Origin of the sequence: uncultured Dokdonia sp., from assembly GCF_947492815.1 — a bacterium.
Classification (GTDB): Bacteria; Bacteroidota; Bacteroidia; order Flavobacteriales; family Flavobacteriaceae; genus Dokdonia.
The window spans coordinates 58101-80183 of sequence record NZ_CANLOB010000013.1 but is presented as its reverse complement, the minus strand read 5'-3'; the positions used below and the strand labels follow the sequence as shown (position 1 = coordinate 80183).

Annotated in this window: 19 protein-coding genes; 10 read left to right on the top strand and 9 right to left on the bottom strand. The window is 33.8% G+C overall.

Annotated elements, in window-relative coordinates; translation table 11 throughout:
* Positions 1-45 precede the first annotated feature (45 nt).
* The gene (locus Q1A01_RS13210; protein ID WP_299681533.1) at positions 46-1824 is read right to left on the bottom strand and encodes an ABC transporter ATP-binding protein; all 1779 of its coding nucleotides are present in this window, start codon (positions 1822-1824) and stop codon (positions 46-48) included.
* A gap of 193 nt (positions 1825-2017) precedes the next feature.
* On the opposite strand from Q1A01_RS13210, the gene Q1A01_RS13205 reads away from it, so the two are divergent.
* Entirely contained in the window at positions 2018-3610 is a 1593-nt protein-coding gene (locus Q1A01_RS13205; protein WP_299681530.1) for a S8 family serine peptidase, read from the top strand.
* A 58-nt stretch (positions 3611-3668) separates the two neighbouring features.
* On the opposite strand, the gene Q1A01_RS13200 is transcribed toward Q1A01_RS13205, so the two are convergent.
* Positions 3669-4394: a LytTR family DNA-binding domain-containing protein gene (locus tag Q1A01_RS13200; protein ID WP_299681528.1), complete on the bottom strand. Its 726-nt coding sequence runs from the start codon at positions 4392-4394 to the stop codon at positions 3669-3671.
* Positions 4391-5524, bottom strand: coding sequence for a histidine kinase (locus tag Q1A01_RS13195; RefSeq protein ID WP_299681526.1), 1134 nt, complete (start codon positions 5522-5524; stop codon positions 4391-4393). Before Q1A01_RS13195 ends, Q1A01_RS13200 begins: the two co-directional genes overlap by 4 nt.
* 215 nt (positions 5525-5739) lie before the next feature.
* Between Q1A01_RS13195 and Q1A01_RS13190 the strand changes: the two genes are divergently transcribed.
* Complete coding sequence (locus tag Q1A01_RS13190) at positions 5740-8172, top strand: outer membrane beta-barrel protein (RefSeq protein WP_299681523.1); 2433 nt, start codon at positions 5740-5742, stop codon at positions 8170-8172.
* A gap of 6 nt (positions 8173-8178) precedes the next feature.
* Here the strand turns inward: Q1A01_RS13190 and Q1A01_RS13185 are convergent, their stop codons facing one another.
* The gene (locus tag Q1A01_RS13185; RefSeq protein ID WP_299681521.1) at positions 8179-10377 is read right to left on the bottom strand and encodes a family 20 glycosylhydrolase; all 2199 of its coding nucleotides are present in this window, start codon (positions 10375-10377) and stop codon (positions 8179-8181) included.
* 408 nt (positions 10378-10785) lie between these two features.
* Here Q1A01_RS13185 and Q1A01_RS13180 point away from each other — a divergent pair, with 408 nt between their 5' ends.
* Positions 10786-11211, top strand: a complete 426-nt coding sequence (locus tag Q1A01_RS13180) for an SRPBCC domain-containing protein (protein WP_299681518.1) — start codon at positions 10786-10788, stop codon at positions 11209-11211.
* On the top strand, positions 11201-11524 hold the full coding sequence (locus Q1A01_RS13175; protein WP_299681515.1) for a metalloregulator ArsR/SmtB family transcription factor: 324 nt from the start codon (positions 11201-11203) through the stop codon (positions 11522-11524). The genes Q1A01_RS13180 and Q1A01_RS13175 overlap by 11 nt, the downstream gene beginning before the upstream one ends.
* Positions 11525-11529: 5 nt before the next feature.
* Here the strand turns inward: Q1A01_RS13175 and Q1A01_RS13170 are convergent, their stop codons facing one another.
* The gene (locus tag Q1A01_RS13170) at positions 11530-12321 is read right to left on the bottom strand and encodes a hypothetical protein (RefSeq protein ID WP_299681512.1); all 792 of its coding nucleotides are present in this window, start codon (positions 12319-12321) and stop codon (positions 11530-11532) included.
* 9 nt (positions 12322-12330) lie between these two features.
* On the bottom strand, positions 12331-12879 hold the full coding sequence (locus Q1A01_RS13165) for a GNAT family N-acetyltransferase (protein WP_299681510.1): 549 nt from the start codon (positions 12877-12879) through the stop codon (positions 12331-12333).
* Between the two features lie 155 nt (positions 12880-13034).
* Here Q1A01_RS13165 and Q1A01_RS13160 point away from each other — a divergent pair, with 155 nt between their 5' ends.
* The 3 genes from Q1A01_RS13160 (at position 13035) to Q1A01_RS13150 (ending at position 16806) form a co-directional block, all read left to right on the top strand.
* The gene (locus Q1A01_RS13160; RefSeq protein ID WP_299681507.1) at positions 13035-14642 is read left to right on the top strand and encodes a hypothetical protein; all 1608 of its coding nucleotides are present in this window, start codon (positions 13035-13037) and stop codon (positions 14640-14642) included.
* Positions 14643-14668: 26 nt separating this feature from the next.
* The gene (locus Q1A01_RS13155; protein WP_299681505.1) at positions 14669-15430 is read left to right on the top strand and encodes a hypothetical protein; all 762 of its coding nucleotides are present in this window, start codon (positions 14669-14671) and stop codon (positions 15428-15430) included.
* Between the two features lie 125 nt (positions 15431-15555).
* Positions 15556-16806 carry a mechanosensitive ion channel domain-containing protein gene (locus Q1A01_RS13150; RefSeq protein WP_299681502.1) on the top strand — a complete coding sequence of 417 codons (1251 nt, stop codon included), beginning with the start codon at positions 15556-15558 and terminating at the stop codon, positions 16804-16806.
* Between the two features lie 7 nt (positions 16807-16813).
* Here Q1A01_RS13150 and Q1A01_RS13145 read toward each other — a convergent pair whose 3' ends face one another.
* Together Q1A01_RS13145 and Q1A01_RS13140 are read right to left on the bottom strand one after the other, a co-directional pair.
* Positions 16814-17395: a hypothetical protein gene (locus Q1A01_RS13145; RefSeq protein ID WP_299681499.1), complete on the bottom strand. Its 582-nt coding sequence runs from the start codon at positions 17393-17395 to the stop codon at positions 16814-16816.
* Between the two features lie 67 nt (positions 17396-17462).
* Positions 17463-18164, bottom strand: a complete 702-nt coding sequence (locus Q1A01_RS13140) for a hypothetical protein (protein WP_299681498.1) — start codon at positions 18162-18164, stop codon at positions 17463-17465.
* A 209-nt stretch (positions 18165-18373) separates the two neighbouring features.
* Here Q1A01_RS13140 and Q1A01_RS13135 point away from each other — a divergent pair, with 209 nt between their 5' ends.
* The 3 genes from Q1A01_RS13135 to Q1A01_RS13125 all read left to right on the top strand — a co-directional run bounded on the left by Q1A01_RS13135 (position 18374) and on the right by Q1A01_RS13125 (position 20509).
* Complete coding sequence (locus Q1A01_RS13135; protein ID WP_299681495.1) at positions 18374-19429, top strand: VWA domain-containing protein; 1056 nt, start codon at positions 18374-18376, stop codon at positions 19427-19429.
* 111 nt (positions 19430-19540) lie between these two features.
* On the top strand, positions 19541-19972 hold the full coding sequence (locus Q1A01_RS13130) for a hypothetical protein (RefSeq protein WP_299681493.1): 432 nt from the start codon (positions 19541-19543) through the stop codon (positions 19970-19972).
* A 135-nt stretch (positions 19973-20107) separates the two neighbouring features.
* The gene (locus tag Q1A01_RS13125) at positions 20108-20509 is read left to right on the top strand and encodes a hypothetical protein (RefSeq protein ID WP_299681491.1); all 402 of its coding nucleotides are present in this window, start codon (positions 20108-20110) and stop codon (positions 20507-20509) included.
* Positions 20510-20516: 7 nt separating this feature from the next.
* On the opposite strand, the gene Q1A01_RS13120 is transcribed toward Q1A01_RS13125, so the two are convergent.
* Entirely contained in the window at positions 20517-22070 is a 1554-nt protein-coding gene (locus Q1A01_RS13120; protein ID WP_299681488.1) for a family 20 glycosylhydrolase, read from the bottom strand.
* Positions 22071-22083 lie beyond the last annotated feature (13 nt).

The following is a 22083-nucleotide window of genomic DNA, read 5'->3' as shown; positions in this document are numbered from 1 at the left end:
TATAATGATACTTTATACGCTTTCGCGAAAGCGTACCCATTAAGATTATATCTTAGCTTGATAGGTATATAAATCAAAGTACCTGCCTTCTTTGGCTATGAGTTCTTCATGGGTACCTTGCTCAGCAATACGACCCGCTTCTATCACTAAAATCTGATCTGCTTTCTTGATGGTACTTAAACGGTGTGCAATCACAATCGTCGTTCTGTCTTTAACAAGTTCAGTGAGTGATTTCTGTATTAATGCTTCACTTTCTGTATCTAGATTTGAAGTAGCCTCATCTAGAATAATGATTTTAGGATCTGCCAAAATAGCTCTTGCAATGGCAATACGCTGTCGTTGACCTCCAGAAAGTTTAACACCTCGTTCTCCTATCAATGTATTTAATCCGTCTTCAAACCGATCTGTAAACTCATTTACATATGCAGCTTTTACAGCTTGTTGTAAGCGTTCTTCACTTGCATTAGGTCTAGGAAATAAGATGTTTTCACGTATCGTTCCTTCAAATAAGAATTCATCTTGTAGAACGACCCCTAGATGTTTTCTAAAACTACTTAACTTCACGTTAGATAGATCTTGATGATCTATAGAAATAGTACCTGAATCTGGATTTAAAAACGTAGCACTCAATCCTGCAATCGTAGATTTTCCTGAACCAGAACTCCCTACGAGCGCTACCACAGAACCAGCTGGCGCTTTAAAACTTATATCATGTATGACCTCTTTTCCTTCTTCATATGCAAATGAGACCTTATCAAACTGTAAGTCTCCTTTAAAATCTGTTAAAGCCACCGTACGATCCCCTACTTCATCTTCTGGTGTCATATTCATCAGTTCTTCCGTACGGTCCAATCCTGCAAGCGCTTCTGTCAATTGACTCCCAATATTACTCATCTGAACAATAGGCGCGATCATTAATCCTAAATACAATGTAAACGATAAGAACTGTCCTGTTGTCATTTCTTCTTGAATCATAAAGTATCCTCCTATTCCCATAATACCTACTGAAGCTAATCCCAGTAAAAATGTAGAAGAACTAGACATTACTGCTGTTGCTGTAAGACTCTTTTTTACATTTTGAAATAAAAGATCTACTCCTTTTTCAAATGATTTATTTTCTTGATCTTCTGCATTAAAACCCTTAATCACACGAACTCCAGCTAGTGTTTCTGTTAACCTTCCTTTTACTTCTGCATTGATCTTTCCTCTATTTCTAAAAATAGGACGGATATACTTAAATGCACGTAACGCTACATATCCAAAAATCCCAACAGGCAAAAACACAAAAAGTGTCATCCACGGATTAATTTGTATTAATAACACAACCGAAACAATAGCCGTAATAGTGCCGCCTACCAATTGTACCAATCCTGTACCAATTAAATTACGCACGCCTTCTACATCACTCATAATACGCGATACTAAAGCACCAGACTTTTCATTATCAAAAAAACTAATAGGAAGTGATAATACTTTTTTCTGTACTTGTGCTCGTAATTCTGAGATTACGTATTGTGCCTGTACACTTAGAATTCTAGTTAATAAAAATGAGGTAATGGCTTGTACTAATAACGCCGCCCCAACAAGCCACAAAACATTATCTAGCCTATCCATATATTTACAGAATACAATCTCATCAATTAATACTTGCGTTTGCCATGGCAATACTAAACTTGCCATTCGACTAATTGCAATAAGAATCAATCCAATAAAAACGAGCTTACGACGTGGCCATATAATCGTTTTAAAAGCTTTCCCAATAGTAATTCTTGATTTTTTATCTTTTTTAGAATCTTTTGAAACGTTTTGTGCAAATTCTCTCATGTATAATATCCCTGTAAATAGTATCTCAAAGATAGGTATAGTTCTAACTATTTATAGCAAAGTTTATCATAGATATACTTTACTATAAATTATGTAGGTTAAAATAAACAGTTCATTTTAAAACCGATAAAAAATACTTATTTTCAGGGTCTAAAACAGTAATACAGTACAAATTACCTATAACATAAATTCTATGATTAAAAATAACATTGCTTTTATATTCACAAGCTTTATCATTCTATGTTCATCTATACAGCTACAGGCACAAGAAATTCCAGATGGATGGCATTTATTAGATAAGAAAAAAGATGGATATCCTGGAATAAGCTTAGATAAGGCATATAAATTATTAAAAGACAGAACACCTCAACCTGTGATTATTGCTGTCTTAGACTCTGGTTTAGATATTGAACACGAAGATTTAAAAAATCGTGTTTGGAAAAATGAAGATGAAGTTTCTGGAAATAATAAAGATGATGACGGTAATGGATTTATAGATGATACTATTGGTTGGAATTTTATAGGAAACACTAATGGAGAAAGTTTAGTAGCCGAAACGTTAGAGATGACACGAATTTATAGAGAATATTTAAAACGTTTTGGCACAAAAGACAAATATACCATTACACCCGAAGAAAGAGAAGAGTATTTAGTTTTTCTAAGCTTTAAAGAAAAATACGAAGAAGCACAGCAGACATGGCAAGAGCGATATAATAATTCTAAAGAAGAAGCTGATTTTTTAACTTCATTAGTTCCTCCATTACAAAAAGCATTAGATAAGGAATCGTTTAGTAGAAAAGATGTAGAAAAATTTAAACCTCGTTCTTCTTCTATTGAAAAAGTGAAAGCAACCTATTTACGAGTATTAGATCAAAATAGTAGAATGACTTCTGAGAGTATTATTGAAAGATACACCTCATCAGTAAGTCGCCTAGAAGAAGTTGAACTTCGACTTAAATATAACTACAGTCTTGATTTTGATGGACGTTCTATCGTTGGGGAAGCAATATCAGGATATGGAAATCCTGATGTGTCAAAACGATCTGAGCATGGAACACATGTTTCAGGTATTATAGGAGCTCAAAGTGATAATAAGATTGGTATACGAGGAATTGCAACAGAAAGTATTATCATGCCTATACGTAACACGCCTATGGGGGATGAAGCAGATATAGATGTATCTAATGGAATACGATATGCTGTAGATAATGGAGCGCGTGTTATCAATATGAGTTTTGGTAAAGATTATTCTCCACAAAAAGAATTGGTAGATGCTGCCGTAAAATATGCACAAGAAAAAGGAGTGCTACTCATACATGGTGCTGGAAATGATCATACAAATATTGATTATTACTACAGTTTCCCTTCTTCTTTACTCTTAGATGGTAGTGTAGCGACCAATTGGATCGAAGTTGGTGCTACATCTGGCAACTATAATGAAGATTTTGTGGCTAGTTTTTCAAATTATGGAAAAAAAGCAGTGGATGTCTTTGCTCCTGGCGTTGATATTTATTCAACCTTACCTAATAATGAATATGGAAATCGTAGTGGTACGAGTATGGCTTCTCCTGTTGTAACAGGGATTGCTGCATTATTACTTTCTTATTTTCCAGAATTAACTCCAGAAGAAGTTAAAAGTATTATAGAAGATTCTGCGGTATCTGTATCGTTAGAGGTACATCAACCTGGAACTGAAGAAACGGTTCCTTTTGACACATTATCTAAAACAGGAAAAGTAGTTAATGCCTATGAAGCTGTAAAACTAGCCATAGAACGTACTAAATAAGTCATCACTAAACTACGTTGTGTTATTGATATCTATAACATGACGTAGTTATTATAAGTTATTTATTTCCGCTCCATAACTTATTCCCAATAATCATAGGAATTACCTCTTTTTTATAGTTTCTACTTAAAGGAATTTTATAATCCTTGATATGAATTTCATGAGACTCTACAGTATCTATTTTTGATATTGCAACTACATATGATTTATGTACCCTAATAAAAGCCGTTTCATCTAATTTTTCAATGACATTTTTAAGAAACAGTAATGTAATATAGCGTCTTTGCGTAGTTTGAATGATCACATAATTTTGCATGGCTTGTACAAAAAGAATATCATTTATATAGATCTTTTCATACTTTCCATCACTCTTAATAAAAAAACAATCTTGTTCTTCCTGGAGAATTATAGAAGTATCTGATTGTTGTAAAGCATATTGATTTTTTGCTTTGGTAACTGCTGCAAAAAAACGATTAAAAGAAATGGGCTTTAGTAAGTAATCTAGTACATTCAATTCAAAACCTTCTATAGCATAATTAGGATATGCCGTTGTTAGAATAGTCATAGGAGCATGCACTGTCATTTTTAAAAAATCTAACCCATTGATAACTGGCATCTGAATATCTAGAAATAATAAATCGATATCCTTAATAATTACTGATGAGTTTACTTCTAGTACAGAACTATAACTTCCTATACATTCTAAAAAATCAATTTCGTGTATGTAGTTTGTAATACACTCTCTAGCTAAAGGTTCGTCATCAACAACTATACATTTAATCATGCTGTTACTTTTTGAAGTTGAACATGAGTCTGCTTTGCTAATGTTAAGGTAAGCTGTACCGTATACTGATCTTTATTTTCTGTAACCAGCAACGTATAGATATCAGGATATAATAAATCAAGACGACGCTTTACATTTTTAAGTCCTAATCCTTTATATGAAGTGTTTTCTAAAGTATGTGTCTGTATCTGAAAATTAGCACTATTCGCTATAAAGAGTGTGAGTATATTCTCTTGCAAACTCAAGTCAAATTGAATCCATTTCTTTAACTGATGATCTTCTGTTAAGTGCTTAAATGCATTTTCTATAAAAGGAATTAAAATAAAAGGAGCAATCATCATATCGGTACCGACCGTTTCTGGATAGGATTCTTTTAAAGAAAAATTATCATTCTGGCGTAAGCTTTCTAACTCTATAAAACTCTTAATATATTGTATTTCATTACTTAACTGAATGGTTGGCGTATTACACTCATACAATTGATAGCGTAGTAAACTAGAAAATTTCACAAGAGATTCAGATGCCATTTCTGTATTCTTATTGATAAGTACAAAAATGGAATTAATTGTATTAAATAAAAAATGAGGATTAAACTGTGATTTCAAAAACTTAAGTTCCGTTTCTAGTTTTTCTTTTTCTAAAAGTTGTTGCTTCTTTTGGGATAATAACCAATTTTTAGCCAATTTAATACTCATTCCTAAGGTCATCGCTGCAACACAAGATGGAAATGCATTATTCTTAAAGATAGCGACTGGAGAAGCAGGAGATATTTTAAACAATTCATAAGGAGAAATCCCTACAATAGCACCTGCTATATAATAGTTACATGTGATCAATAACGCAGTTCCTACTAACGTAGTAATAAGACTTCCCAAAAAAGAAACATACTTCCGTTTTTCTAAAAAACTTGGGATTAACACATACAAACAGAAGTAAACCCCTATGCCTTGGAAAACAACATATCCCAAATATTTAATAATATTTTGAGGTTCTAATAATGTATTAAAAATGCGAATCATACTCCCCTCATAGACAGACCACCATATAAAATGATATAGCGCCCACAATATAATATGGTGTCCTTTATATCGTGTAATTTGAGAAATGATAGTTTCTAATCTCTGAGTCATCCCATAAAAATACAATAAGCAATACGTTTATACCACATCATATTTGATAACAGGTACGATATAATTGACAAGTGGTAGCCTATCGAAAAATACATGCTACAAATACTTGTTTTTCCTATAGCACGCCGTTTATAAAGAATCTGCAACCTCTTAGCAATCCTATTTTCTTTCTACGTATTCTCTATGGTTATTGCGATACAAACAATCCTAAAATTATGAGAATTCGTATTCTATTTATCCTGCTAATGACCACATATGTAAGCTATAGTCAAATAAGTGGCCAAGTTATAGATGCCAATAACACCCCTATTCCATTTGCCAATGTGATACTCTATAATGACCTCACAAAAGAACTTACAAAAGGTGTCATCACTAGTGAAACTGGTGCTTTTTATATAGATGATATCCCAGATGGACATTATACCGTACAAATACATTTGATTTCATATCAAACATGGAATTCAGAGTCGTTCGCTTTCGCGAAAGCGGATACAAAAACATTCCCAAACATCATACTTTTAGAGGAAGCAACCGCACTGGACGAAGTGGCTATTGTCGCCAAAAAGAAACTCATAGAACGCACTCAAGAAGGGAGTGTCATTAATGTGCAAAGTAGTATTTTGACCAAGGGAAGCTCTGCTTTACAAGTATTAGAACGTTCACCAGGAGTCATTTTAGATCAACGTAACAATAGTTTTTCTCTAAATGGAAAGAGTGGCACTACCATTATGATCAACGGAAAAACACAACGCATCCCAACTTCAGATCTTATTACACTGTTACAAGGAATGAGTGCCGACAATATTCAGAAAATAGAATTGCTCACCAATCCCTCTGCTCGTTATGATGCCGATGGGAATGCAGGTATTATCAATATTGTTATGACTAAAAATGAAGCATTAGGTACACGTGGTAATGCTACCGTTTCTGCAGGATATGGAGAAGGAGTAAAACAAACATCAAGTGTATCGCTTAATTATGGTAGCGAAAAAACAACGCTATATGGTTCTTATTCATTCTCATATGACGATACCTATAGTACTTGGAATGGTCTTGGGAGTACCAATATTCCCGTATTTGGGGGAGAAACATTTATTGATTTCACCAGTGAAACCTCCCAACTCAATAGAAGTCATAACCTAACATCGGGTATCGAATATCAACTCAATAAGGCCTCGCTTTTTGGAGCAAGTATCACCTACAATCAATCAAATCCATCTATTCGAACAGATAACCGTGGTCTGTATAATTTCCCCATCAATCCTTTTCTGGATGCACGTATCAATCTTAGAGCTAATGGCCAATGGAAAAATTACAATACCTCTGCTTTCTATGAAACTAAAAATGACAATCATACTTTTGGTATTACGGCAGATTATATAAACTATAAGAATGATACCCCAAACAACGTACAAAGCATATATCTTGATGAAAATGGTATGCCTTTTCAACCTGAAGGTGAGATTTATAACAATGGAAATCGAGGAACCAATAGCACTTCTATAGATGTAGGTGTTTTAAAAATAGATTATAGTAGACCTATCAATGAAAAGCTCACCTTAGAAGGAGGTGTAAAAGGCTCTCTCTCAAAAACAACCAACAATGCACGTATTGAGATACAAGAAGGCGACACTTTTATTACCGATCTTAGGTTTGTAAATATCAATGAAAATACAGAACAGATTGGTGCTATTTACGGAATTGCAAATTACGCTCTTAGTAATTCTATAAATGCACAATTAGGTGTACGTTATGAATATTGGAATCAAGAGTTTGATGATGCAAGCTTAGATCGCAGTTTTGGACAATTATTCCCGTCTGTATTTGTTACCAAGACACTTTCAGATACAAAAAGCTGGAACCTCGCTTACAACCGCCGAATTACACGACCAAGCTATAATGATCTTGCTTCTTTTTTAAGTTACAATAGCCCCACCTCTGTTTTTAGTGGAAATCCGCAACTCTCACCTGCTATTACCAATAGCCTCACAATTACCTATGCGTATAAAGCCTATAGTTTTTCTGTAATAGCAACACAGGAAGATAATCCATTAGCGCGTTTTCAGGTTACTGAAGATGACCGAAGTGATCTTGCTATTATTGCTCCACAAAACTTGAAATATCAGAATAGTATAGACTTCCAATCTAATATTCCTGTCAAAATAAATAATTGGTGGCAATTAAATGTAAATGGAACCATTGGTGTACGACAATTTAAATTACTCCATACAAGAGAGCAACTCACACATGATTATGTGCATTATAATTTTAATGGAAGTCAGACGATACAATTCCCATCAAAAATATCTTTAGAAGTCTCAGGATGGTATACATCAAAGCATTTTAATGGAAGTGCCACTGTGCAAGGGTTTGGAACTGTAAATGCAGGACTTAAAAAAGAATTTAAAAATGGAAGTAGTTTACAACTAAGTGTCACCGATATCTTTAAAAGCATTGATATTAAGTCACAAGTAGGTGATCTTACACGAGAAGCCTATGATAATGTATTTGATGTGCGTTTTTTACCAGAATCTGCCGTATCAAGTATCTGGCGACTCAGTTTCTCATATCCGTTTGGAAATACAAAAGTAAAAGAAGGAAATAGTAGATCTAGCGCCGATAGTGAAAAGGCTAGAATCCAAAATTAGTACCATTTAATCCGCAAACGCTTGAAATTCGACTAGATGCAATCCTGGATTAGCACTATTACGAATCAAGTTAAGACGAACATATCGAGCTTTTGTGGGTTTTATAATATCTTCTTGCCCTTCAGAGACTGATAGTTTTCTGTTCTCACTTTGATCTACTACTTGTTTCCATGATATACCATCTAATGATACATCAATCGTATATTCATAGTAGCGATACCCATCCCAAAAGGTATAGGTTTTAAAACGTGTAAGTTCATGAGCTTGTTCTAAGTCTATGATTACCCAATTATCACCATTGGTATGTGTTCCCCAATGATCCCAGCGGGCAATTTCTCCATTATTGATAAGGGAAGGAACACCTAACTCATTATCACCATGACAGGTACTCACTGGTTTCCCTGTGGTTAAACTCGTTTCTAATCCTAATTGTACGTATTCTTCATACCAAGAAGCACCTATCTGATCACCAGACGTATCAAACAAGCCAACCTTTATTGTTTTAGAATCCTTAAGTAGGATAGAATCTGTATATATACTACTTGTCACTGTAGGTGTACTTCCATCTGTAGTATATCGTAAAACCCCATCGCGTTTTGAAGAAAAATGAAAGGTTGCTGTATCGGCAAACTTATGATTCTCCCAACTATGAGGAGGTAAATCATTAACAATTCCTGTAACCTTAGCCTGAATAGGTGCTAAGAAATACTTCTTTTCTAACGTTTGTCCGATAGGCGTACCATTTCTAAAAGCTTGAAAAGAAACCAGTCCCGATTCTTTTAATATTATAGGTAAAGAATACATACGATCCGTATTTGTGGGTATACGTCCATCTTGAGTATAACGAACTTCTATGTCATTGTGAGCCGACTTAATGTGCAATGACAATAGATCTTCAAATTCAAAATTCTCATAACGATTTGCATCGTCCCAATCCCCTTGAGTTAATCCACTTTCAGTCAGTGTAAAAGGAAACAAAATCGCTTCTAACTGTTGGTCAGATTTTTGATTTCTAGAAGCATATGTACCATAATCAGTGGCATTTGTATTCCATAAACGTTCGCTCATAGCTGCTAAACGTTTTCGTAAAGTGATTAATTCTTTATACTGTCCTTGTTCCCAAGCACACATGATTCCTCCAATAATCATAGATGTACTGTCTTTAACGCGATGTCCTGGTAATTCTTTAGGTGTTTGATCGCCTTTCCATTGGTTAGGTGACCAATCATAGATTGTTTCTGGAGACCATTTACGATTATTAACAACATATAGAGGTTGCCAAGAAGCATTAATGACAATATACCCATCATGTGCCAATTTTTGAGGGGTATAATCGGTCATATTCCACGCCATAATCACAAAATCCTTCGGAATCTTCACCTCACTTTCCAATTCAAAACCTGTCCAAATCATCGGAGTTTTTCCGATAGCTTTCACTTGCGTTCCTACGCGAACAATAAAATGATGGTATAGATCTGTTAATGATTCTAATTCGTGTGCTTTCATATACGCCTCTACTTGTGGGTCATTCTCAAACCCGCCCATATATACCTCATCACCTCCAATATGGATATACGGGCTTTCAGGAAATGCTTCGGCAACTTCTTCTAACAAAGTCTGAATACCTTCATACACCTGCTCACTTCCCATATTTAACGTATAGTAGTTTTCTTTGCTATTTTCAATACCCCAACGTTGGGCATCAGCACGAATAAAAGCGTTTGAATGTCCAAGCATATCAATTTCTGGAATTAAGGTAACTCCATACGCTTTCGCGAAAGCGTTTAAAACCATCAAATCTTCTTTAGAATAATGCTTCTCAGTACGTAACTCTGGAAATGCATCACTAGAAAAAGTAAATAAACCATCATCGGTAAGATGTAAATGCACATATTTTACCTTATAAAACCCAGCTAAAACAATAAGCTGTTTCAAGGTATTTACCGAATGCCAATTACGAGATAAATCAATCATTAACGAACGATATTCATGATCAGGTTGATCTGTAATGATTCCTTTAGGAAGTAGAAGACTTTTATTTGTTTCTACTAAAAGCTGAGATAAGGTTATAATCCCATAACGCACAGCACGATCACTACCGCCTTGTATGACAATAGCATCGTCAGAAATAACAAGTTTATAGGCTTCTTCAGGCATTGGAATATCAATGGAAAGTACGAGCCTACTTGATAGTTGACTTTCCAAGATAGGGTATGAAGCATTGGGATTAAAGATAATTTGGTTTAGTAAATACTGATAATCTCCAAATTTTTTAACAGCTGTATGCTGCTCTTTTAGAAGTTTTTAAAGATCTATAAAATCTCCTGTAAAAGCAATTTCGTGCGGCACAGGAACAATAGAATGGTTATAATTACCTATACTTTTTTGCTTTTTACAGCTAGTGATACTAATACATATACAAAGTATGATGAGCCTATAAAAAATATTCATATCGATAAAGTATTAAAACCACTCCCCTTCTATCTAAAAAGAAAAGGCTACAACGAAGCTATTAAATATAATAATCACAATATGCAACCGAAAAGTTGCACATTAGAATAGTTTTTGTATATTAGCAACCAATTAGTTGCATTAATCAAAAAATCAAGAACAATGAAAGACATTATTTCAAAAGAACAGTTATTTAATCATCCTATTCAGAAAGTATGGGATGCAATTACCCATCAAGAGCAAATATCAACATGGTTTATTCCAGCTACATTTAAAGCAGAAAAAGGATTTCAATACACATTTAACGCTTCTGGAGGAGACTGTTCTCCTATACGAGGTGAAGTGTTAGAAGCAACACCTTACACCCTTATCTACTCTTGGATTGTTACAGAAAACCCTATGAAAACTATTGTAAAATGGGTATTAGAAGAAGTAGATGGTGGTACAAAATTATATTTAGAACATTCTGGAATTTCAAACTATCACGGAGAGACTGCTATTGATATGTTTCTGAGTTTTAATGCTGGGTGGGACAGTTGTTTAGCAGGACTTACTAACTATTTAAAAAATATCGTACATGCAGGATAATATTACAAAAATATTAAAAGCGATTTCTGATCCTACAAGGCGTGAATTATTTCACGCCTTAGTCATTGCTGCAACAGCTTTGCCTATTACACAGGTTTCTGCACAGTTTAATATTACTAGACAAGGAATTACAAAGCATCTAAAAACATTAGAAAATGCAGGCTTAATTACGATTACTACCTCGGGGAGAGAACGGTTTTGTAAAGCAGAAGCCCAACCTCTGCAGGAAGTAAAAAACTGGTTACATTTTTATGAAAAATTCTGGGATACTAAACTAGATCAATTAGGAGATTTTTTAGATCAGAAAGAATAATCAAATTACTTTTTTAAATAAACGTTTGCTCCGTTTGCAATTAAAAATTCTTTCCAAACAGGTATATCTCTATTTTTCAGAGACGTATATCCTGCATCGTAGATGTTCTTAAATTCTTTCTTTGGCTCTGTATGCCAAACATCTTCTTCTTTGTCATAAACGAAATCGAGTAAGCCTAATTCTTCTTGTAATTCATTTAATAAATACTGTCTAAAGGTTCCTCCATAAATAATTGTATCTATACCATAAATGGATAAAATAGGATTATCAGTATCTATAGGTTCACTAATAACATATCTAAGACTACGTAATGGAATTAATTTTGGTGCTTGATAATACCAATCAGTAAAAATCTTTTCTTTTTCTTTAGTAGAACTTGGTTTATCTCCCCAAGATTTTAACCAAAAGTGATCTTTTGAATCATTACGTAATGATTCAAAAGGCCATTTAAAAGATTCTTGTAGCTCTTTATGATCTTCATTCCAATTATAAAAAAATGGAAATTCTGTAGAGATGTCATTTCCATCTTCGTCAAAGTCCCAATCAGGAATATATTTTTTTCTATCTATAGTATGTAAAATTTTTAAAAACGCTTTATGATTTTTGGAGAATTTAATAGCATATTTTTTCTCAGCTTTGTCTATTTCAGAATCTGTCATTCCGATCCATTTAGCTCCATATGCCCAATCTTCACATACGAATTCAGTATCATTACTTTTAGGATTCACACTCCAAAAAGCTTCTGTACGTTCTTTAACCCAATAAAGGAAATCAGTAAAATCTTCAGGTATTGTCATTGTTAATTTTTAAAATGCTTTTTTGGTTTTAATTAGATACACCACGTTTTCTTTTACCCCATCATCTTTCTTATCTGTAAGTAAAAAGCCAAACTTTTCTAGTAGTTTTTTAGAAGGTTGATTATTCTGATGGGTATATGCTTCTATAGCGTGTAAGTCCAATGTATCAAACCCAATGTTTACAACAGCATTTAATGCCTCTTTCATATACCCTTTTCCTTGATAATCTGGATGTAAATCATATCCAACTTCGGCAGTTTTCCGATCTTTTGAAAATTGCCAAAGTGAGATAGCTCCTATATATTGATCTGGATCTTCTTTTAAGGTAATCACCCAATAGATACTCGCGCCTACTTGCCTATCTAGCAAACGATCTTTAATAAAAAGATCTATTTGTTGTAAAGATGTAGGGGGAACACGCTGTATATATGTATTTACTTCAGGAGCTGAACGCATATAAAAAATAGTCTCCCGATCTTCTAGTCTTGGCGCACGAAGACATAAACGTTGCGTTTCTATGTTTTTTGAAGGTATCGCATTTGTCATTTTGTTTCCCATGGTTAAAGATATAATTAATAGCATAGCTATATACCATATTAGCTTAAAAAAAAATAGTCTTTAAAGTGTTAATAAACAGTCGAATGCCTGTTTATTCAAATATATGATTCGTCTAGTTTTGCTTTGGAAAAACTCAAAACATAAAACCAAAGACGATGAAAACAACACAAAAAAAGTACGTATTCGTATGTATGCTATTGTTGGGAATGCTCTATAGTTGTTCGCGACCTACACTAACAGCTATTCAACCTTCTACAGCATATCCAAGACAGATTTTAAGCACAGAAGGAAGTGGTTTATTTGCAGCAAGTGCGGTATGGGATCACAATTTACCAAGCGAAACAAACTTAAATACTGCTTTTCTCTCTGCAAGGTATTTTCAATTACCAGATGCCGCTAGTAGTGGTAATCATCCTATTGCATTGAGAACTTCTAAAGGAACTTCTAATACTGTAACTAATGTAAATGTATTAACACCTTCTGGTACTTGGCCAAATCCAAGAATAGAAGAAATTATGATTAATAATATAGCAGAGCAAACTTCAATAGATGCAAATTACCTTCTTGCTATTTCTGTAGCTAATGGAGATGCAGATGCTATTGTAACGATTAATGGAACTGATGTTCCAACTATTTTCACATCTGCCATTCCTACAGATTACTTTAATGGCCATGTGCCTGCTACGTATGGATACCCTGTATATCATTATAGTTTACACATAGCAATTTTGGAGGACCAGAATTGGGGAAGTACCATACAAGTGGCTTTACGTAATCATGATGGAAGTACAAGTCCTCAACAATCTTATACCTTTCCAAGTAGCAATGCTACTGTAGATAGTGATAATGATGGATTATTAGATACTTGGGAGGAAAACGGATATACAGCAGCCAGTGGTACTGTTATTGACCTAAAAGCATTAGGTTGTGATCCAAAACGCAAAGATCTTTTAGTAGAAGTAGATTGGGTTACTGCTGCGACTCCAGATCCAAGTATTTGGGCAACAATAGAAGCTGTATTTGACCAAGCTCCTATTCTAAATCCAGATGGAAGTAGTGGTATTGAAATGCATTTAGATAGAGGTCAAGGAGGTGTTTTTACTGGTGGTGGCACCATACTAACAGATCATACATCTATGGATTTTGGCACGAATACAAGTACAGGATATGTTGATTTTTATACCTATAAAGCGGCTAGCTTTAATACAGATAGACTAGAGCTATTCCATTATGGGATATTTGGTAGAGCAAGGCCCAATGGATCTTCTGGAAGAGGAGAAGTATTTGGCAATGACTTTATGGTCACCTTTGCAAATTTTACTGGCGCGCAAGCCTTTGCTACACCCAGAAATCAAGTAGGTACCTTTATACATGAACTAGGTCATAATTTAAATTTATGTCATGGAGGTGCTTGTCTCACTCCTGTTGATTGGAATGAGACTTTTAAAGTAAATCAACCTTCTAGTATGAATTATAGGTATCAATTTCCTGCTGTATCTACAGATTGCGACTTAACATCTGACAATGCTTTTGGATTTTCGCAAGGGATGCTAGCAACGTTAAATGAAAATAATATTACAGAAGCTAATGGTATATGCGATAATTTAGGATTAGATTTTAATGGTAATGGATCTACCACAAATACAGGTGCTATCAACCTAAATAATGACAGTAATACTACAGACATCTCTATAGATTATAATGAGTGGGGTGCTATTCGATTAGACTTTAGAGCCTCTGGAAGTAGCTGGAATAATAATTGATTTAGTAACTTTAAATTTTAAACATCATGAAATTATATATATACATCGTCATAACGAGTTGTTTTATCTGCGCTATGACCGCACAACAAAACCAAAACACCAATGATCTTTTTGAAGGAAATGTAACTGTAGGTCCTTTAAATCCAGTATTAAAACCTGTAACTATAAAAAATGATCAGGACACAAAACCTACCAACAGTCAAGTATTTGCACTAGACTTTAATATTTTGAATAATGAAAATCAAGTACTTACAGAGGGAACTCTTGTTCCAGTAACAATTACAAAAGAAAGTAAAAGAGGAATACTTGATATAAAGCATGAGAATAGTTCATTTACGATACAATATGCGTTACCTAATAGCATTGAATTTACTGCTAACTATGCTCTCGAAAATGCGCAATTACGTTATACAAATTTAAGTGGCCCAGAAGGCGCTAATAAAAGTGTAGAAATAGTAGATCAAGACCTTTTAGATACCGCATTTTTTTGGGGTACTAAAATGACCCCATTTGCTTATGAAACAAAAAATAACCTTCGTATTATACAACAGCAAGTGAGCACATCTTCTATAGAGTCTGGTTATATCCCTGCTCCGTTACTAATTATTGCAAACGGAAAAGAGATACCGTTAACTACAGGAAAGCCTACAACATTTTCTCATCAAGGAAAAGAATATACTGCCTATGTATTAGAAAGCACCTATCTAATAGACCCAAATAATGGTGGGTGTGCAAATGGAGGATATATTATAAGGTGTATTATAGGTAAATCATTTGTGCAACAGTAAAAATCAATCTTTATAATTTTACACGCAGGCAAGTAGCTATCTACTTGCCTGTTCTTTTTAATAACACATCTTATCAAAACCCTATATAATAAATACTATTTTTGCATAAATCGTTATTCATCTTTATGAAACAAATAAGTCATTGGCTCTATAATTTTCTAATTGATAAAGGCCTATCAATCAGCGTGGCTTCGTATGTCAATGTGATTGTTTTATGTATTTTATTAGTTATTGTACTTTTCATAGTAGATATGCTTTCGCGAAAAATATTACGCAAAGTATCAAATGGGATTGCTGCAGCTTCAAAAACCAGACTCGACGACTTACTCATAGAAAACAGAGTTCCTAGACGTGTAGGACATTTAATTCCACTGCTTATTGCCTATTGGACAGTACCACATATTTTTCAAGATTTTAAAGATTTAGAGATTTTTGCCATTAAATTTTTACAATTACTAGGGATTGTACTCGTATTACGTATTGCACGTGCTTTCTTAAATTCACTTAAGAGTTATTTTAAAACAAAACCAAGACTTAAAGACAAGCCTATAGATAGTTACATTCAGGTCTTTATGATTTTTGCTTGGTTTGCTGGAGTATTCCTAGCATTAGCCGTTGTTTCTGATATTGATTTATGGAAATTTTTGGCTGGTTTAGGAACCATTTCTGCTGTTATTATCTTAGTCTTTAGAGATACCATACTAGGCTTTGTAGCGAGTATTCAAGTAGCAACCAATGATATTGTACGTATTGGTGATTGGATAACCTTTGATAAATATGGCGCTGACGGAGATGTGATAGAAATTAATCTCGCCACTGTAAAAGTTCAAAACTTTGACAAAACCATTACAACTATACCTACCTATGCATTGATATCAGATAGTTTTAAAAACTGGCGAGGAATGAATGATTCTGACGGTAGGCGTATAAAAAGAGCGCTCTATATTAAGCAAGACAGCATTAAGTTTTTATCAATAGAAGATATTGAAAAGCTTAAAAAAATCGAACTCATTACAACCTATCTTTCAGGTCGTCAGGAAAAAATAGAGGCTTCAAATACTGCTCTCGGAATTTCTAGAGAACTTCAATTAAATGGACGTAATCTTACTAATATTGGAGTGTTTAGAAAATATATGGAAACGTATATAGGACAACATTCTGCAGTTAATAAGGATATGATGATTATGGCACGTCAGTTAGCTCCTACTTCACATGGAATTCCCCTTGAAGTCTATTGTTTTAGCAGTGATAAACGATGGCAAAATTATGAATATATCATAGCCGATATCTTCGATCATTTTTTAGCTTCAATTTCTTATTTTGATTTAGAATTATTTGAACTGCCAAGTTCTGGTGTATATATACCAGAAAAATAGATGATTCCTATTTACAAGTTTTAGAAAGTGTAATACCATTTAATGTTTTCCAAATAGAATGATCAAATGTTTTTGGTGAAAATGTAAAAAGTACAGTATACTTATTTGTTTTTTCACAAAAACCTGATACTGCCTTTATATTTAGCGTTTGTATGTCTTTTGTAAAAAAGGCATCAAAGATCTTTGCTTTTCCTATATACGATCCTTCATTACTGTTTTCTGGTACAAAAACAACGTTTGCATTAGGAATATCAGTTAGTCCGCTTCCTTTACCTACCAAAGCCATTAGTCCGTTAAAATAAGCTTCAATATCCTTTTCTAAATGAGTTGCTGTTACACTTGGATCTTCATCCAGATACCATAAGAATGTATAAGTCCAAAACTCCTCACTCTCTGGTGTTCCCCACCCTTTTGCAAAACGTACTTCTTCTATTCCTTTGTAATCTAAGGATGGTGCAAATGCGATAGGAAATGTTAATTGCTCACTTCGCCAGGGTCCATCTATCGATAATAATAATTCTTTCTCTTGTGCAAAAGTAGATGAGATCATACTTACACATGCAAACAATGATAGTAAGGTTATTTTCATAAATTAAAAATGATGTGTGGTTCTATACGCTTTCGCGAAAGCGTGTAAAAAATGAATAGTACTACAATTAGTCTTTTACGATAATTACTGTAGCCTTAACACCTGTCGCTAGATTCCAGATATTAGAAGATATGACTTGTCTATTATCATCATACATGACAAACTGAGCTGTATTTGGTCCTGAAGTACCTTGATTTAAAGCAGTAATATCTATTTTATTGAATCCCGTTTTAAGATCTATATAAAACCCTTGAAATTCACCAGCTAAGTGAATATTAGGGTGGATAATCGTATCATTTACAGCGACACTTACTCTATCACCATCTACATACTCGTGATCTCTGTATAAGAAACGTACAAATTTAGAACCACTTTTAAAATCACCAAAATGCTGATCGTTATAATATTCTGGTTTTAAACCTGCATCTTTCGTGTAATTATTCTTGTTATTAAGCTTATTTTCTAGTGCTGTATAATCTTTTTTTGCAAACTCTTCACCTTCCATAAAACGAACTTCACGTTTTTTCGTACCGCTTTCAGGTTGTCCTAATTTTACTTTACTCTTTACAGATAATGTATTGGAAGAAATACTTGAAGAAGCATTCTCTGGAGAAACCAAAATAGGTTTTGGAGCTTCATTATTTTGTGTTCCATCTATCTTAATAGATTTACGAGGTGCATCTACTTGTGTATACCCTACACTCATGCAAAATAATGCAAGTAATATTAGAGAGCTTTTTAAAATAGATGTCTTAAGTGTAGTTTTCAAAATAATTATTTGATGAGTAAAGATAATAAATGTGTCTTAATAATGGGTGATACTTAACATATTCATTAACAAGTTTTGTACCAAAACCATGTATCAATAGATCTATATTTTTTAATTAGGTCGTAAAATTATGCTTCTCTTAACAGAATGTGTTTAAAATAAAAAAGGAATGTGAAGCGTTATGCTAGCATCAATCAAATCGAACCTTTATGAAAATCAACATTTTTTATTTTTTAGCACTTTTAGTATTTATAACCACGGCATGTAGTACGCGTGATGATGATGGTAACTCTACTAGTGGTATAGAATGCCTTAACTTAGGCGCACAAGAACTAACCCTTACTATAGAAGATTCCTTTACAACACTTCCTTCTAAAGTATCTGTATTTTTTAGAGTTACAGATCTAGATGGCAATGGAGTTCCTGGGTTGAATCCTTCAGATTTTAGAATTTTTGAACAAGGACGTAATGATGCTTGTTTTAATGAAATATCAAGTTCAGAATCTTCTGCAGAAATTTCTCCTAATTCACAGATTTTTGTAAATAATACCATCTTAGTACTCGATTTAAGTAATAGTGTGTTGAGCTCAAGTTTGCAAGAATTAAAAGATGCATCTATAAGTTTTATTACGAATGTAGTACCATCTATTCCCACAAATTCTTTTCAAATGGGTATTTATTGGTTTGACGGAGAAGATATATTACACGAATTACAACCGCCAACCTCTAGCGCTACAGTATTACAAGATGCTATTAATAGTATTACACCAGATATTAGTAATGATCCATCTACAGACTTATATGGAGCTGTCATCAAATCGACACAAGTAGCTGAAAACCTCATCACAAATGCCGAAGCGCAAGATGTTTTTGGAGCGGCATCTATTGTTATTTTTACAGATGGTACAGATCAAGCGGCTCGTTTTACAGAACAAGAAGCCCTTACTGCTGTAGCAAATGCAGATGAGAATATTTCGTTTTTCACAATTGGATTAGGTAATGAAATAGATGAAAATACACTTTCACAAATAGGAACTTCAGGAAGTGTTTTTGCTACTGATAGTTCTGAATTAGAAACCGTATTTAATCAAGTTTCTAATAATGTAGCTAATCAAGCAAATAGTTTTTATTTATTCGAATACTGTAGCCCAAAACGTGATGGTAGCGGGATGAATAATCTTGTTATTCAAGCACTATCAAATACAAGAACAGGCGTTGTAGAAGCTACTTTTGATGCAACTGGCTTTAGTAGTGGATGTCAATAAACTAACGTTTGTTTGTGTATTTTAACGAAAAAAAAATGCATTTCATCTTTTTTGATTGAAAAATGGGTATTTTTCATCTATCATATCAGATATCATCTGTAGCTTTATACTATGTTAGTCGCTGAATCAAACCTAAAATATGAATTAGAAGATGTATACATCCTTTCTTCAGGTGTGTTCTATTTCTTTGAAAACTTCATAATCTCTGAGATTAATGAGGGGGTTCATTTTAATTGGGAATCTGCACAAGATATTATAGAACTTGCATTAAATCACTACGGAAGTGGTTCAAAAATATCTTATATTTCTAATAGAGTTTACTCTTACTCTATTGAAGCACAAGATTGGTTAAAGTTTTTCAAAAAAAGACATACGCTTAGATCATTTGCTGTTGTCACTTATTCTAAGAGTGGCTTGATTAATGTGATGATGGAAAAAATATTTTTCAAATCTAAGATCAAGACATTTGAAAATTTATACGATGCTGCCGAATGGGTAACTACACATAAACCTACTATTAGGGATACCTCCATGGTAGGATAGCAAAAAAATAGATTGTAATCATATTTTATGTGCCAATTTTGTATTTGAACTATGCAAAAATGCCGTTCATCTAGCATTGTATTTTCTACTCATAGTCTAGTGCATATAGAAAAACATTAATTGTACTTTTCTTATATGAAAACAGTTGATTACAAAGCCTTACCCCACTTTGAACAAACGTATATTCTACAATGTGGCACATTTCATTTTTATAAAGACTTTATTATATCTCAGATAAATGAAGGAGAATATATTACTTGGGAAAGAGCGCAAGAGCTTATAGATATTGCTATAGACCACTACGGAAGAAAAATAAACCTCTCATTAATATCAAATAGGTACAATACCTATGACATAAAATATGACGATTGGAAAAAGTTTTATAAAGAAGGTTTCTCTTTAAAAGCACTAGCCATTGTTACTTATAATAAAAGTGGTCTCATGAATTTTATGAGTGAGAAGAAAATGTTTGGTCATAAAATCCGTAATTTTTATTCATTAGATAGTGCCTTAAAATGGATTACCTCATTAACATGAAAATATATTATTCTAAAAGCGGAGATTTATAGTAGTTTACTTCTTTTATTTCTAATCTTTTCAAATGTGTTTTGAGTCGTATGAGATAAGATTCCCAACCTATATTATCTTCGCTAGACCAACCCAATTCTGCATGTCCTATCAACCTAGGGAATACCAAGTATTCAATAGCATCCATATCTCTCACTGTTTCTGTCCATAAAGGAGATTCTATACCTATAATTTGTGATGAAGGCACCTCTTTTAATATCATACGAGGATTCCATATATAGGCACTATCAATAGGTGTTACTCCCGCCCACGTAAGTCCTATTTTAGTATCTTTTCTATACTTCATATCAAGATACGTTTTTGGTGCTGGAGATAATACCACAGAAGCTCCTTGTTTTGCTCCTTTGATAGCAATTTCACTATTGGTCCAATGTTGTACAATCGTTTCATCAGAAATACCTGCACTTTGAATATCTTCCCATCCCATCACATTCTTACCGTATTTTTTTACGATAGCTTGTGCCTTTGTCAAAAACACATTGTAATCTTCTTTTGAAGTAACATGGGATTCGTCTCCTCCTAAATGAATATAATCTCCATCGGTAAGTTCTGACAATTCTCTAATAACATCATCAAGGAACTCATAGGTAACATCGCTATCTACACAAAGTGTACTAAATCCTACTCTCATACCTGTATATAGTTCTCTTGCTTTTCCATCACAATTTAATTCTGGATATGACGCTAATGCAGCGTTGGTATGCCCAGGCATGTCAATTTCTGGAATGATTGTGATATGATGCAGTTTTGCATAAGCCACAATATCTCTAAACTCTGCCTGTGTATAAAACCCACCTGGGTCACCACCTACAGCGCTTGTACTTCCAATTTCTGTTAGTTTAGGCCATGATTTGATCTCTATACGCCATCCTTGATCATCAGTAAGATGTAGGTGTAGTTTATTAATTTTATAACTAGCGATTAAATCTATATATCGTTTTACATCTTGTACTGAAAAGAAATGTCTTGCTACATCTAGCATTGCCCCTCTATAAGCGTAGGTAGGAGCATCTTGTATCTCAACACCAGGAATTGCCCATACGGTTTCAGGGATTACTGTATTACTAGCAATTTGATCAGGAAGTAATTGATACAATGTTTGAACTCCCATATGCAACCCAGCCATTGCACGTGCTCTAATGATAACACGATCTTTAGATGCCTTGAGAATATACCCTTCATTATTAGAAATATTATTAGCATTTCTATCTAATACAAAATGAATACTATTGGTTGCCAGTTTACTTTCCTGTATCGTTTGTAATGTAAATCCGCTAGCATTTTTAAATCGATCAGCAAACCCTTGTGCTACTGCCTGACTTTCTAAACTAGCCCCGGCATAAATAACTGTATTGGCATCTACCAGAAATCCTTGCTCAGATGTTGCTAACTCATTAGGATACGGAAGTAACGAACGTTCTTCCAATGATATAAAAACGTCTGGTTTATCAGGAGTACAGCGTATACAAACGCATACTAAAATAGCAATGATATATGTATATTTTCTCATAGGTAAAAACTAC

Coding starts and splice junctions, on each gene's coding strand:
- Q1A01_RS13210 (WP_299681533.1), bottom strand. CDS start 1,824: ATGAGAGAATTTGCACAAAACGTTTCAAAAGATTCTAAAAAAGATAAA.
- Q1A01_RS13205 (WP_299681530.1), top strand. CDS start 2,018: ATGATTAAAAATAACATTGCTTTTATATTCACAAGCTTTATCATTCTA.
- Q1A01_RS13200 (WP_299681528.1), bottom strand. CDS start 4,394: ATGATTAAATGTATAGTTGTTGATGACGAACCTTTAGCTAGAGAGTGT.
- Q1A01_RS13195 (WP_299681526.1), bottom strand. CDS start 5,524: ATGACTCAGAGATTAGAAACTATCATTTCTCAAATTACACGATATAAA.
- Q1A01_RS13190 (WP_299681523.1), top strand. CDS start 5,740: ATGAGAATTCGTATTCTATTTATCCTGCTAATGACCACATATGTAAGC.
- Q1A01_RS13180 (WP_299681518.1), top strand. CDS start 10,786: ATGAAAGACATTATTTCAAAAGAACAGTTATTTAATCATCCTATTCAG.
- Q1A01_RS13175 (WP_299681515.1), top strand. CDS start 11,201: ATGCAGGATAATATTACAAAAATATTAAAAGCGATTTCTGATCCTACA.
- Q1A01_RS13170 (WP_299681512.1), bottom strand. CDS start 12,321: ATGACAATACCTGAAGATTTTACTGATTTCCTTTATTGGGTTAAAGAA.
- Q1A01_RS13165 (WP_299681510.1), bottom strand. CDS start 12,879: ATGGGAAACAAAATGACAAATGCGATACCTTCAAAAAACATAGAAACG.
- Q1A01_RS13160 (WP_299681507.1), top strand. CDS start 13,035: ATGAAAACAACACAAAAAAAGTACGTATTCGTATGTATGCTATTGTTG.
- Q1A01_RS13155 (WP_299681505.1), top strand. CDS start 14,669: ATGAAATTATATATATACATCGTCATAACGAGTTGTTTTATCTGCGCT.
- Q1A01_RS13150 (WP_299681502.1), top strand. CDS start 15,556: ATGAAACAAATAAGTCATTGGCTCTATAATTTTCTAATTGATAAAGGC.
- Q1A01_RS13145 (WP_299681499.1), bottom strand. CDS start 17,395: ATGAAAATAACCTTACTATCATTGTTTGCATGTGTAAGTATGATCTCA.
- Q1A01_RS13135 (WP_299681495.1), top strand. CDS start 18,374: ATGAAAATCAACATTTTTTATTTTTTAGCACTTTTAGTATTTATAACC.
- Q1A01_RS13130 (WP_299681493.1), top strand. CDS start 19,541: ATGTTAGTCGCTGAATCAAACCTAAAATATGAATTAGAAGATGTATAC.
- Q1A01_RS13125 (WP_299681491.1), top strand. CDS start 20,108: ATGAAAACAGTTGATTACAAAGCCTTACCCCACTTTGAACAAACGTAT.
- Q1A01_RS13120 (WP_299681488.1), bottom strand. CDS start 22,070: ATGAGAAAATATACATATATCATTGCTATTTTAGTATGCGTTTGTATA.